Genomic DNA, 13,121 nt, shown 5'->3' with positions numbered 1-13,121 from the left:
TCGGTGCGGTGCCCGGCTCATCCGGGTGCCGCGCCCGCGTGCCTCGCCCACCATGGACAGGTGACACCCGTGACCGCCGAAGACACCGCCGGTATGAGCCCCCTGTTCGCCCGGCTGACCCGCGGCGGACAGTGGCTGCGGCAGGCGGACCGAGCGCGCCCGTGGGTGCTGGACACGGCCGTGGTCGTCCTGGTCTTCCTGATGTTCTGTCTGCCGGACCTGGTGGTGCACGGACACGGCGGCCGGCGCGAGCTCGCCGCCAGGTTCACCCGGCCGCCGCTCGCCGGGATGCTGGCATTGCAGGCGGGACTGGTGCTGCCGCTGCTGTGGCGGCGCAGGAATCCGTCCGCGGCCTTCGCCGCCATCACTGCGGTCTTTCTCCTGCAGTGGTCGCTCGGTGTGCTGCTGCGCGCCGACGTCGCCCTGCTGATCGCCCTGTACAGCCTGACGCTGCACGGAACGCTGCGGCATCTGGGGTGGGCCTGCGCCGTCACGGCCGTCGGCCTGGTCCTGGTCGCCGTGCGGGCCTCCGCCGTGGTGTCCGTCTGGGACGCGCTGTTCTTCCTGTTCAGCGCCGCGATCGCGGCCGTCGCCGTGGGGATGGCGGTGCGCATCCGACGGGCCCAGCTCGCCGGACTGCGGGAGCGCGCGGCCCGGCTGGAGATCGAACGCGACCAGCGCAGCAGGCTGGCGGCGGCCACCGAACGCACCCGGGTGGCCCGCGAGATGCACGACATCGTCGGCCACAACCTCGCTGTCATGATCACTCTCGCCGACGCCGGCGTGTACGCCTCCGACGTCAGCCCCGAACGGGGCAAGCAGGCGCTGCTGCTCATCGGCGACACCGGCCGCCAGGCCCTGGGCGAGCTGCGCCGTATGCTCGGCGTGCTGCGCGAGGAGGCCGAGGCTCCCGCGCTCAGTCCCCAGCCGGGCATCGCCGACATCGACGCGCTCTGCGCCCGGATCCGTTCCGCCGGGCCCGTGATCTCCTACCGGACGACCGGTGACACGGACGCACTGGACGGCGGCGTGCAGCTGACGGTCTACCGGATAGTCCAGGAAGCGCTGACCAACAGCCTCAAGCACGCCGGAGCCGACACGCAGGTCCGCCTCGCGATCGGGGTGGAGGGCGCGCGGGTGCGCGTCCGCGTCCAGGACACCGGGCCGCCGGGCGGGTCGCGGCCGGCCGGTCCTCCGAACGAGGAAGGGCACGGGCTCGTCGGCATGCGCGAACGGGCGGCCCTGTACGGCGGCACGGTCGACGCGGGGCCGGTACCCCGCCCCGGCCGCGGATGGACCGTACAGGCGACCCTCGACCTCACCCCGCTCCCCGGCTCCGAAGGCGGTACCTCTTGACCACCGTGCTCATCGTGGACGACCAGCCCCTGCAGCGCTTCGGCTTCCGCATGCTGCTGGAGTCGGTCCCCGACACCGAGGTGGCGGGCGAGGCCGCGCACGGTGCCGAGGCCGTGCGCCAGGCGGCGGAACTGCGCCCCGACGTGGTCCTCATGGACGTCCGGATGCCGGGCATGGACGGCATCGAGGCCACCCGCCGGATCATCGCCACGGGCGGCCGCTCCAGGGTCCTCGTCCTGACGACCTTCGACCTGGACGAGTACGCCCACGCCGCCCTGCGGGCCGGGGCGAGCGGCTTCCTCCTCAAGGACGCCCGTCCGGAGGAGCTCCTGGCGGGCATCCGCGCCGTCGCCGCGGGGGACGCCGTCATCGCCCCCGCCCTGACCCGGCGTCTCCTCGACGCGTACGCCCGGCACCTGCCGCGTCAGGACGTACCGGACGCGGACGCCGACCCGAGGCTGAGCTCCCTCACCGACCGCGAGCGGGAGATCCTGGTGGCCATCGGCAGGGGCTGGAGCAACGGGGAGATCGCCGCGCGTCTCGTCCTGTCGGAGTCCACCGTCAAGACCCACGTCGGCCGGGTCCTCGCGAAGATCGGCGCGCGCGACCGGGTCCAGGCGGTCATCTTCGCCTACGACCTGGGCCTCGCCCGCCCCAACAGCTCCGCGTGACCGGGCCGGCCGGCGGGGCCCTCTTCCGAGCGCGGGCCGTGGTGCGCGCGGGTCGTCACACGCGCCGGGCTGTTCGGTGCGGCTGGTGCGCCCAGCGACCGGGCCGGGCCGGCGGGGCCCTCTTCCGAGCGCGGGCCGTGGTGCGCGCGGGTCGTCACACGCGCCGGGCCGTTCGGTGCGCCTGGTGCGCCCAGCGACCGGGCCGGCCGGCGGGGCCGCCTTCCGAGCGCGGGCCGCGGTGCCCGCGGGTCGTCACACGCGCCGGGCCGTTCGGTGCGCCTGGTGCGCCCACGCGTCGGATCGGGCCGGGGTCCGGGGCACCCGCACGGGACACCAGGACACGCCGGGACACAGCCGTGTCCCCGCGCGCCTACGTACTGGCGGGTGCCGGCCGCCGGAGAAGGTACAGGACGGCGACGGAGACCAGGACGGCCATGCAGGCGATGAACACCAGTCCGGCGCCCTCCAGGCCGATCCGGTCCGCCAGTACCCCCGCGCCGATCACCGGCACCGAGATGCCCACGTACGCCACCACGAACAGCATGGAGATGACCGCCGCGCGCTGGTGGTCGGGGGACGCCTGGGTCACCGTTGACAGCGCCCCGCGGAACGCGATCCCCTGCCCGGCCCCGCCGACGATCGCGCTCAGCACCACCAGCACCAGCAGGTCCCACCGGAGCGCGCCCGCGAGCAGCGCCAGCCCGCCGAGGAGTGCGGCGCAGCCCACCGTCAGCGACCGTCCCAGCCCGATGACACCGACGGCCAGTTGTCCCGCGGTCGAGGCGAAGAAGGCCAGTGCGACGACGAGCCCGCTCACGGCGCGGCTGTGCACGTCCAGGGAGTGTTCGAGGAACGCGGGGCTGACGGCCGTGAACACACCGAACAGCGCGAACCCGACGAACGCGGCGATCGCCGCCGGGCCGAAGACCGCCCGCACCTGCGCGGGCAGGCCGGGCCGTTGCGGCCGTACCGTGCGCAACGACCGCCGCTCCCCCACGGTCTCCGGCAGCCGGAGCAGCACGGCGGCCGAGCAGGCCACCAGGACGAGATGTACGGCGAAGGGCAGGTACAGCGGCCAGGGGGCGTACTGCGCCAGCAGTCCGGCGAGCAGGGGGCCGCAGCCCAGCCCGCCCATGTTGGCGGCCGTCGCCACGAGCGTGGCCCGGGACGCGCCGCCGTGCGGTGCCAGATCGATCACGTAGGCCGTGGCGGCGCCGGTGAACAGACCGGCGGACAGTCCGGACAGCAGCCGTCCCGCAAAGAGCCAGCCCAGCCCGGTGGCGCACAGGAAGAGGACGGCGCTGGCCGCCGCGAACCCCAGGCCGCACAGCAGTACGGGCCGCCGGCCCACGGCGTCCGAGGCGTTGCCCGCCAGCAGCAGCATGCCGATGACTCCGAAGGCGTACACGGCGTACACGACCGTGACCATCAGCTCGGAGAAGTCGAACTTCTGCTGGTAGAGGTTGTACAGGGGGGTCGGCAGCGTGGTGCCGGCCATGCACACCGCGAACACCGCCCCGCCGAGAAGACACTGGCTCCATCCTCGGCGAACACCGTCCATGCCGCCGACAGTAACCCCGCGATCCGCCCCGGGCCGGTTCGGCCTGCCCGGCGTGCCGGACGTGTCCCGGGGGCCGCGCGGGGCCGCGCGCAGGCGGAGTCGCGGGCCGGTTGAGTAGTGGCTACTGATCCGCCGACGGCCGTACTTGGCCACAGTGCTCGTGTGGCGACGACGGGGGGATCACCCATGGGGCAGGGATCCGCAAACTTTGGACTTGCGAGTCCAATTTTTCCCTCGCACAGTGGACCTCACGCCCTGGCCGTCCAGGGCCCCGTCCGGCCGAAGGCAGTGTGCGGTTCGGCCGGACGGGTTCACGGTGCAGAACCGAGCAAGCCAAGCAACGGAGTGGATCATGTCGATGCGTCTTGAGGGCAGGACCGCCCTGGTGACCGGGGCGACCAGCAACATCGGGCGGGCGATCGCGGAGGCCTTCGCCGTCGAGGGGGCGCACGTCGCCGTCTCCGGCCGCAGCGCCGAGCGGGGCCAGGAGGTCGTCGACGGAATCCGCGCACGCGGGGGCCGTGCCGACTTCGTACGGGCCGACCTGGACGGCAGCGCCGCCGCCTCCCAGGCACTGGCCGAGGAGGCGACGCGGGTCCTCGGCGGCCGTGTCGACGTCCTGGTCAACAACGCCGGCATCTACCCGGCCGACGCCACGACGGCCACCGACGAGAAGACCTTCGACCAGGTCTACGCCGTGAACGTGAAGGCCCCGTTCTTCCTGACCGCGGCCGTCGCCCCCGCGATGGTGGAGGCCGGTGGCGGGGTGATCATCAACCTGGGCTCCTGGATCGCACGTCTGGGCATTCCGGTCGGCGCCCTCTACAGCTCGACCAAGGGAGCCGTGGAGACGCTGACCCGGGCCTGGGCGGCGGAGTTCGGGCCGCAGGGTGTACGCGTGAACGCGATCTCCCCGGGTGTGGTGCTGACGCCCGCACCGGGCGAGGAGCACCCCGCCGAGATCATGATGAAGGGCACCCCCGCGGGCGGGATGGGCACCCCCGACGCCATCGCGAACGCCGCCGTGTACCTGGCCGGCGACGAGTCCTCCTTCGTGCACGGCATCGTGCTCGACGTCGACGGGGGCCGCACCACCACCGCCGTCATCGCCGGCTGACACACCCCCCGGGTCCGACAGGCGTCCACCAACGGCGGACGTCGGCACAGCGACCCGCCCCACTCCCGGACCGCGGGCACCGCCGTCCCGCGCGGGACCGCGGGGTACGGGAATCGGCACCCGGTCCGCCGCATCCGAAAGCTCCTGCGCCCCGGAAGTACGGCAGCAGAAGCGACAACGCGCGTGTGAAGATCACGCCGAAGGGTGCCGGGGGCCATGCCGAATCCGCAGCCGGGGCGTCACAGCCCCGAGGCCGTGTACGTCAGTCACGTCGGCAACTGCCGTGTCTGCAAACGGGAGTCGGGCCGCTGTCCGCGCGCCGAGCGGCTCTGGCGCGGGTACCAGGAGTGGCGCGCCACCACGCGCGACCGCACCGGCTGAGCGGCACACCGACGGCCGCGGGCGCCGGCGCGGGGCAGCGACGGCGGCGCCCGCGGGACGGCTTCCAGGTGCGTGCCGACGGCGGAGGACAGGGCCGGAACCGGGAGCCTCCGGGCGAGGGTCGGGCCGTCACCCGCCCGGAGGCTGTACCAAGGGGGCGGCGCCCGCTACAGCCCCACGTCGCGGCTGCGGATGTCGTCCAGGGACTCGCGGCGGACGAGCAGGCGGGCATGGCCGTCGTGCACGGCGATCACCGGTGGACGGCCGACCATGTTGTAGCCGGACGCCATGGAGAGGTGGTACGCACCCGCGACCGGGACGGCCAGCAGGTCGCCCGGGCGTACGTCGGCGGGGAGTTCGACGTCGGTGGCGAGCACGTCACCGGCCTCGCAGTGGCGGCCCACGACCGTCACCGCGGCCAGGTCAGCGGCGGTGTGCCGGCCTATCAGACGCGGCGCGTAGCGCACGCCGTACAGCGCGGGCCGCGGGTTGTCGCTCATGCCGCCGTCGACGGCGACGAAGATGTGGTCACCGGTCCGTTTGACGGCGAGGACGTGGTAGAGGGCGATCCCCGCCGGCCCCACCACGGCGCGGCCCGGCTCGATCAGCAGACGGGGCACGGCGAGCCCGGCGGCGGCGCACGCCTCGGTGAGTTCGCTGCGGACCCGGCGCGCCAGGGCCGTGAGGTCCAGCGCCTGTTCACCCGGCCGGTAGGCGACACCGTGGCCGCCCCCGAGGTCGAGTTCGCGCAGGACGAGGCCGTGCTGCTCCCGCAGGCGTGCCATCAGCCCCACCATGCGCCGCACGGCGACGAGATACGGCTTGACGCTGGTGATCTGCGAGCCCAAGTGGCAGTGCAGACCGGTGAGTTCCAGCTGCGGCTGGTCGAGGATGCGGGTGATGGCGTGCTGCGCGTACCCGTCGGCCATGGACAGGCCGAACTTCTGGTCGTCGGTACCGGTCCGGATCTTCTCGTGGCCGCCCGCGCTGATGGCCGGCACCACCCGCACCATGACCTTCTGATGCCCGCCGGGCCCGACGGCGGCGGCCAGCCGGGCGATCTCGGAGGGGCTGTCGATGACGATGCGCCCGACCCCCAGACGCAGCGCGGACTCCAGGTCGTGCGGGGACTTGGCGTTGCCGTGCAGCACGATCCGCTCGGGCGGGAACCCCGTGGTGACCGCGAGCTCCAGTTCACCCGCGGAGCAGACGTCGAGGCCGAGGCCCTCCTCCTCCACCCAGTGCGCCATGCCCCTGCACAGGAAGGCCTTGGCCGCGTAGAGGACGTCGGCGTCGGGGAAGGCGTGCCGGTAGGTGCGGCAGCGCTCGCGCACCTCGCCCTCGTCGAGGACGTAGGCGGGGGTGCCGAAGCGGTCGGCGATCTCGGCGAGCGGGACGCCGCCCACGGCCAGGTCTCCCTGGCGGGGTTCGGTGGCCGAGGCGGGCCACACCGACAGGTCGCCCCCGGTGGTGCTGACAGCGGATTCGTGAACAGTGGTCATCGTGCGTTCCCTCTCAACCGATCCACAGCGCCAGCGCCGAGACGAGTGCGGCGGCGCCGGTCACCCGCAGCACCCCGACGGCCTGCGGATCCCAAGTGCTCGTGCGGGTACGGGGTGCGGACGCCTCCTGCGGGGCGGGGGCGACGGTCCTGAACGGCTCGGGGGTGACCGGCGCGGCCTGGGCCGGGGCCGGCGCCGAGAAGGAGGGATCCACCGTGACCGTGGTGACGCCCAGCGGCTCCGCCAGCGCGCGCAGGGCGGACTCGGCGAGCCTGATCCACCCCTGCTCGGGGCCGAGTGTCGCGGTCAGTCTGCGCTCCGAGGTGAAGCCGACGGCCGTACGCTCGCCGAGCGGCGTACGGAAGAGCCGGGCGGCACACCCTGCCGACCCCGGCCGGACCGGAACGAACAGCACTCCGGCCGGGAATCGTTCGGAGGGCTCGGGGTCTTCACCGCACGAGAGTTGTTGCATGGGATGCCTCCTGGAGGATCCGGGACGGTTCGGTGAGCGACGCGGTGCCTCGGACGTGAGCGGGCGGACCGGGGCTCACCGCAGAAGCTATTCCCGTTCCCTCCGGTTCTCCGACACCTCATGACGCGACGCTGACGGTGACCGTGCCGACGCTGACGGGATACTGACGGGCGGCTCGGCCGGCCCGGGGACGGCCGTCAGGAGCGCGCCAAAATGGGGCGTACGGGGTGTCGGAGCGCCCCCGGCCAGGAGTCCAATGGGGAGCGGTCCCTCGCGGACCGCCCGCGGGAGGGACCCGTGGGCGCGTGCGAAGAACGGTCGAGTCATGTCTGATTCCGGCGCCCCCGCAGCCGCTCGTGTCGTGGTGGGAGTCAGCGGCTCCCTCGGCAGTCTCACCGCCCTGTGCCGGGCCGCCGACGAGGCCCGGCGGCGGGGTGCGGAGCTGTGGCCCGTCCTGGCCTGGGAACCGCCCGGCGGTGAACTCGCCGCCCGCCGTACGCCGGCCTCGTACGTACTGGTCGACGAGTGGCAACGGCTGGCGCGGCGCAACCTGCTCACCGCGCTCGACGGAGCCTTCGGGGAGGCCGGCCCCGGGGTGCCGATGCGCGCCCTCGTCGCGCGCGGCACCGCGGGCCGGGCGCTGGTGGAGAGCGCCGACCGCGAGAACGATCTCCTGGTCGTCGGCGCCGGCCGGCGAAGCAGCTGGCACCGGCTCTGTTCGTGCTCGGTGAGCCGCTACTGCCTCGCCCACGCCCTCTGCCCGGTCCTCGCGGTGCCACCGTCCCCGCTGGAGGCCGAACTGACCACCGCGCACCGGCGCAACCTGTGGCGCCTGCGCCTGGACACCCGGCGCCTGGCGGAGGCGGCCGAGGAGACCGTACCGCCCGACGCCTGACGGCCGGGACTCACGGTCGGCCCGCCGAGGACCGACCCCTCTCCCGGCTGACCGCCCACGCGAGGCGGGCCGCACGGCCCAACCGGCCCCATCCGGCGCTCAGTTCCTGCATGCGCCCGCTCATGGGCCGGGGGCGGGGGTGAGCCGTCTCCCGCATCACCGTGACCAGCTGGTGAAGCGCCGTCAGCGCCTCCCCGCCCGTCCGCTCCGCGAACTCCAGCGCCTCCGCGACGCGTTCGGTCGGCGGGCGCCGGGCCTGCGTGCCGTGACCACGGTGACCACGACCGACGTCAGGCGGCGCGTGCCGACGTCGTACAACTCGCGGGCGAGCGCCGCACGTTCGCGATCGGCGGCCTGTCGCCGGCTCTCCTCTGCCCCGGCCGGCAGGCGGGCCGTCGCCGACCTCCTGCTGAGCCGCCGCCGCGCCCGCCCGAGGCCGACACAGACTCCGTACGTAACGGTCTGGAGAGCCAATTGTGTGGCGAGCGCGGGACGCTCGGCCGGGAATCCCCGTCCGAGCACCTGTGTGAACCGGGCGCGCCTCACCTTCCGGCAGTCGTCCCGGACCGCTCAGCTGTGGGAGACGGTCAGCCCGTAGAAGGCGACACGCGCGCCCTTCGTGGTGCTGTCGGAGGACGACTGGTTGTACGAGCCGGCCTTGAAGTACTGCTTGTACGGGTCGAAGGACGACGGAATGGAGTAGTGCGTGGTGGTGCCGTTGACCGTCAGGTCGATGGTGTGACCGCCGGAGACACCGATCGTGTAGCTCCATGTCTTGCCGATCGACACATGGCCGACCGTGTGTGTCGTCTGACCGCCGGACGGCGAGTTCTCCGTGCCGAGGACGATGTCCCCGTTCGAGTGGTAGTACAGCTCCAGCAGCGGCTTGGTGGAGCTGCCGCCGGTGCCGAGGTGGATCTGCCCGACGCAGACGTTCTGCGTCACCGACACCACGCGCAGGGTCGCGCTCATCCGGTGGGTACCGCTCAGCGACCAGTTCGCCGCACTGCCGCTGCGGTTCATCTCCCGCAGCTCGGAGCGGGCGTAGTTGGAGTTCGGCGTGGTGACGCCCTTCTCCGGCGCCCAGAACGTCATGGCACCGTCACGGGTGTCGGTGTAGAAGTACGAGTCCTGGAACCCGTTCGCCCCCTGGAGCCGGGACGACGGGATCGTGGTGGGTGAGCCGGGCGAACCCACCGGCTCCTGGAGCTGCCAGACGGACAGGTCGAAATTGCCGCCGGGTGCCACGGACGGGTCCGCGAGGACTCCGGCGGTGGCGTTGCCGGTGCCGAACAGGGCGAGAGTGCCGGCCATGCCCGCGGCGGCAGCTATCGCGAGAAGCTTGGAGCGGATCATGTGGGGGGTCCTTCGACGATCGAAGCGATGAAGGGGTGAAGCGGGAAGCGGTGGAACTAGGTCTAGTCCAATAGGACGTCACACTTGAGTAACACGACCCGGCTCGGCCGTCAACGGGCCCCGGCACACGCGGAGTTCGCCCCCGGCACGCCTTCGATGTCTTCGAGGTCTTCGATGCGGTCACGATCGGTCGCACCAAAGCCGGAGAACCCGGCCCGATTGCAGCGGGCCGGGTTCTCCGTGCGGTGCGGATGGCGACGTGACGCCTTCACTACCAGTCGCGGTGGTGGTCCTCGACGACGCGGAAGCTGCCCACGACGCCGTTCTTGACCTTCACGCCACCGCGGACATGGAGGAAGGGCATGACACCGTTGCTGGTGCTCCACGGGCCGACCGTGGCGACGGGCGAACCGTTGTCACAGGTGGCGCCGCGGAAGACCTCGACGGTCTTGTGGCTGTCGTTGCGGACGTTGAAGCTGCGCGAACCGAGGCCGCTCACCACGGTGATGCAGCCCCAGCTCTGGGCGGAGTAGGTGCGCTCGTTGAAGTCGATGCGCCCCTCGTAGTGGCGACGCCCACCACGGTCGCCTCCGCCGCCTCCTTCGTTACCCTTCGACTGGCCGCTGTCGCCACCCATGGGAGCGACCTGCTGAACGGCGGGCGCGGACTCAGGGGCCGCGGAGGCCGAGGCGTAGGTGACGCCCGTGGCGACGAGGGCCGTAGCAGCCGCGACAGCGGCAGTCACGGCAATGTTGCGCGTGGTCATGTCACTTTCCCAATCTCTGAGGCGTCGGCCGAGCAGCCGATCTGCGAGAGAACGTACCGATAATCCCTTTATCCGGAATATCGGACACGCAGAAGTCTCGTGGCAGACACCCGTTTGGGCGCACACGCTCCGCCGTCCCACCTGACGTCCAGCCAAAATGCTTTGGAGCAAGGGCAGTTCGCGCTTCGCGGTGACCCGGCCGAGAGAGGCCGGTCGAGCAAGACGGAAGGTCGGCACACACGGCACCCGGGTCGCCGGGTGCGGCCGGTTCCGCACGGAGCACATGACGCCAACACCCCCGGCCACAGCGGGGCGGGCCGCCGGACGCCCGGCAGCCACTACGGCCGCCACGGTCATCCGTGATGCGCGCGCCGGCTCAATTCCGCTTTCTCGACGTCGAGTCGGCCGAAACCCCCCGTACCGGACCTCCGCACTCCCCGTCCCTCAGGACGTCCCCGCACTTCATCCGCCCGATACACCACCGCAGAGGCGCGCGCGATCGGATCGTTGTACGTTTGGTGGTGCTGGTTCAGTTGTGCTGGCCGCGTGACCGCCGTCGACGGCCGGGCATTGGCGTGCCCGTGTCCGCGGTCCGGCGTACCGGAAGGGGCTCCGCATGACATCGCAGCAGGCGCCGACCCATGGAGCACGGCGAGCGCCGTCCCGCGCGCCGAGGGGCAGGAAGGCACTGTGGCCCGTCCCGCTGCTGGCGCTGTCACTGGCGACCGCGAGCCTGGGCGCGACCTACCCTTCGCACCCCTCGGCCGCATCGCTGGCGCCCGGCATGTCGGTCGGCAGCCAGGCCGCGGCGAGCTGCGTCGACAAGGTCTACTCGGCGATGACCGGGCCGCAGCGAGTCGGCCAGCTGTTCATGGGCAGCATCACCGCCGCGAAACCGGACCAGAAGCGGATCCAGGTCCTGCAGCAGTACCACGTCGGGTCGGTCTTCCTGGCGGGGCGCAGCAAGGCCGGCGCGAAGGCGACCAAGTCCCTGGTCGACAGCCTGCAGGCGAAGGCCGACACGGTGTCGAAGCATCGTGTGGGCCTGCTGGTGTCCACGGACCAGGAGGGCGGCCAGGTGCAGGTGCTGTCCGGCCCCGGGTTCTCGACCATGCCGAGCGGGCTGGTGCAGGGAAGCTGGTCGACCTCGAAGCTTCGCGCCGAGGCTGCCACCTGGGCGAAGCAGCTCAAGGCGGCCGGCGTGAACCTGAACCTCGCGCCCGTGGCGGACGTCGTCCCGCTGAGCCTGGGCAGGAACAACGCGCCGATCGGCAGGTACGACCGTGAGTACGGCCATACGGCGGCGGCGGTGACGCCCCACAGCAACGCGTTCGCCGCGGGCTTCGCCCAGTCCAACGTGCTGGCCACGCTGAAGCACTTCCCGGGACTCGGCAACGTGCGAGGCAACACCGACACCACGGCCAACGTGGTGGACACCGTGACGACGAGCAAGAGTTCGAGCCTCACCCCGTTCAGCTCGGGGATCAAGGCGGGCGCGCCGTTCGTCATGATCTCCCTGGCCACGTACAACAAGATCGACCCGAAGCACCAGGCCGTGTTCTCCCCCACGGTGATCCAGGGCCTGTTGCGCAAGTCCATGGGCTTCAAGGGTGTGGTCGTCTCGGACGATCTGGGTAACGCGGTGGCGGTGAAGGCCGTACCTCCGGCCGACCGTGCCCTGAACTTCCTGTCCGCCGGCGGAGACCTGGTGCTGGCCGGCGAACCGAACCAGCTCCCGGCCATGACCAAGGCCGTGACGGCCCGGATGGCGCAGAGTTCGGCCTTCCGCACCCAGGTGGACCAGAGTGTCCACCGCATCCTGACCGCCAAGCAGAAGGTGGGTCTGCTGACCTGCAGTTGATCGCCTGGCCGCGGCGGCTGTCCCAACGCCCGCTGCCCGCACCGCAGATGAGCTCGCATCCAGGTCCACTCCCCCGCTGACACGGTGGGAGTGGACCTGGATGCGTTCACCCGACCTCTTGCTTCTTCGAGTTCAGTGCCTGCGCGACGGCGTCGCTGACTCGGGCGTCCTCGCGCCGCTTGCGTCGCGCACGGCCGCGGCGCACGAGGAGGAAGGCACCGGCCGCCGCGGCGGCCAGCAGCACGACGAGCAGCAGCAGTGACCAGGGGACGGTCCAGGTGGCCGCCGTGGCCAGGACCGGCTTGAGCGACGTCGTAGAGCCCGAGGCGTCGGTGAGCAGCGGGACGAGGTTCACGGTCGCCGTCAGCCGGACGCCGGGCGTGACCCCGTGCACGGGCACCGAGACCTTCCAGTGCTCGCCCGGCAGCAGCTCCGGGGGCGCGGGGACGGTGCTCGCGGCCGTCCGCCACCATCCGAAGGGCCCTGCCGTGAAGACGGTCTGACGGGCCGACAGTATGGCGTTGCCGATGTTGTGGATCGTGTACGTGACGGTGGCGTCGCCGGTGCCGAAGGGGTTGGCCGACCCGGTGTAGTCCACGTGGAGGTCCTCGACGGCGAGACGCGGCTTCAGTTCACCGCTGACCCGGAGTTTGACCCGGATGCCGAGGCGCCGGTCCACGTTGATGCCCTGCGCGTCGTCGGACTGCCGCAGGGAGGTGAGGACGCCGCCCACGTAGTCACCCGGAGAGGCGTTGCCGGGTACGGCGATCTGGAACGGTACCTCGACGGACTTGCCGGGGCGGACCAGCACGGTGGGGTGGTCGGCGTGGACCCAGCTGCCGACGGCGACCGACTTCTTGTCCTTGGTGACCAGGTCGAGTTGACCCGTGTCGGTGGTGAACCCGTCGGCGGCGTACACGGCGAGGGTGAGTGGCGTCTTGCCGTGGTTGGCGACGACCATGGCGTCCTTGATCCGGCCGCCGGGGTTGACCCCGTAGCTGAAGCTGGAGCGGTCGTCGCCGTACCCGTTCGCGGCCGTCCTGACCGTCCAGGTGACGTCGCCGTCGGCCGCCGCCGCGGGGACGGCCCGCAGGCCGGCGAGTGCGCAGGCCAGGAGCAGGGTCAGGATGACGGCGCGGACGAGTGCCGTGGTCGTACGGCGCGATGCGGGCGGGTGCATGTC

The 13,121-nt window shown here is 72.2% G+C and carries 12 protein-coding genes; 6 read left to right on the top strand and 6 right to left on the bottom strand.

Annotated elements, in window-relative coordinates:
* Positions 1–60 precede the first annotated feature (60 nt).
* Entirely contained in the window at positions 61–1,356 is a 1,296-nt protein-coding gene (locus OHB41_RS41150) for a sensor histidine kinase (RefSeq protein ID WP_266704922.1), read from the top strand.
* Complete coding sequence (locus OHB41_RS41145) at positions 1,353–2,027, top strand: response regulator (protein ID WP_266704920.1); 675 nt, start codon at positions 1,353–1,355, stop codon at positions 2,025–2,027. Before OHB41_RS41150 ends, OHB41_RS41145 begins: the two co-directional genes overlap by 4 nt.
* A gap of 370 nt (positions 2,028–2,397) precedes the next feature.
* Here OHB41_RS41145 and OHB41_RS41140 read toward each other — a convergent pair whose 3' ends face one another.
* Positions 2,398–3,588: an MFS transporter gene (locus OHB41_RS41140; RefSeq protein ID WP_266704918.1), complete on the bottom strand. Its 1,191-nt coding sequence runs from the start codon at positions 3,586–3,588 to the stop codon at positions 2,398–2,400.
* A 352-nt stretch (positions 3,589–3,940) separates the two neighbouring features.
* On the opposite strand from OHB41_RS41140, the gene OHB41_RS41135 reads away from it, so the two are divergent.
* Positions 3,941–4,705, top strand: coding sequence for an SDR family NAD(P)-dependent oxidoreductase (locus OHB41_RS41135; RefSeq protein ID WP_266704917.1), 765 nt, complete (start codon positions 3,941–3,943; stop codon positions 4,703–4,705).
* A gap of 216 nt (positions 4,706–4,921) precedes the next feature.
* On the top strand, positions 4,922–5,086 hold the full coding sequence (locus tag OHB41_RS41130) for a hypothetical protein (RefSeq protein ID WP_266704916.1): 165 nt from the start codon (positions 4,922–4,924) through the stop codon (positions 5,084–5,086).
* Positions 5,087–5,253: 167 nt separating this feature from the next.
* Here the strand turns inward: OHB41_RS41130 and lysA are convergent, their stop codons facing one another.
* Together lysA and OHB41_RS41120 are read right to left on the bottom strand one after the other, a co-directional pair.
* Entirely contained in the window at positions 5,254–6,588 is a 1,335-nt protein-coding gene (gene lysA, locus OHB41_RS41125; protein WP_266704915.1) for a diaminopimelate decarboxylase, read from the bottom strand.
* Between the two features lie 13 nt (positions 6,589–6,601).
* Positions 6,602–7,060: an SAV_915 family protein gene (locus OHB41_RS41120; protein WP_266704913.1), complete on the bottom strand. Its 459-nt coding sequence runs from the start codon at positions 7,058–7,060 to the stop codon at positions 6,602–6,604.
* 325 nt (positions 7,061–7,385) lie between these two features.
* Here OHB41_RS41120 and OHB41_RS41115 point away from each other — a divergent pair, with 325 nt between their 5' ends.
* Positions 7,386–7,955: a universal stress protein gene (locus OHB41_RS41115; protein ID WP_266704911.1), complete on the top strand. Its 570-nt coding sequence runs from the start codon at positions 7,386–7,388 to the stop codon at positions 7,953–7,955.
* A gap of 570 nt (positions 7,956–8,525) precedes the next feature.
* Here OHB41_RS41115 and OHB41_RS41110 read toward each other — a convergent pair.
* Together OHB41_RS41110 and OHB41_RS41105 are read right to left on the bottom strand one after the other, a co-directional pair.
* Complete coding sequence (locus tag OHB41_RS41110; RefSeq protein WP_526025016.1) at positions 8,526–9,311, bottom strand: polysaccharide lyase family 7 protein; 786 nt, start codon at positions 9,309–9,311, stop codon at positions 8,526–8,528.
* 271 nt (positions 9,312–9,582) lie between these two features.
* Positions 9,583–10,077, bottom strand: coding sequence for a hypothetical protein (locus OHB41_RS41105; protein WP_266704909.1), 495 nt, complete (start codon positions 10,075–10,077; stop codon positions 9,583–9,585).
* A gap of 616 nt (positions 10,078–10,693) precedes the next feature.
* On the opposite strand from OHB41_RS41105, the gene OHB41_RS41100 reads away from it, so the two are divergent.
* Positions 10,694–11,938, top strand: coding sequence for a glycoside hydrolase family 3 N-terminal domain-containing protein (locus tag OHB41_RS41100; RefSeq protein ID WP_266704907.1), 1,245 nt, complete (start codon positions 10,694–10,696; stop codon positions 11,936–11,938).
* A gap of 106 nt (positions 11,939–12,044) precedes the next feature.
* Here OHB41_RS41100 and OHB41_RS41095 read toward each other — a convergent pair whose 3' ends face one another.
* Positions 12,045–13,118 carry a WxL protein peptidoglycan domain-containing protein gene (locus OHB41_RS41095; RefSeq protein ID WP_266704905.1) on the bottom strand — a complete coding sequence of 358 codons (1,074 nt, stop codon included), beginning with the start codon at positions 13,116–13,118 and terminating at the stop codon, positions 12,045–12,047.
* Between the last annotated feature and the right edge of the window lie 3 nt (positions 13,119–13,121).

Source organism: Streptomyces sp. NBC_01571, from assembly GCF_026339875.1.
GTDB lineage: Bacteria > Actinomycetota > Actinomycetes > Streptomycetales > Streptomycetaceae > Streptomyces.
This window is presented reverse-complemented; position numbering and strand designations above follow the sequence as displayed.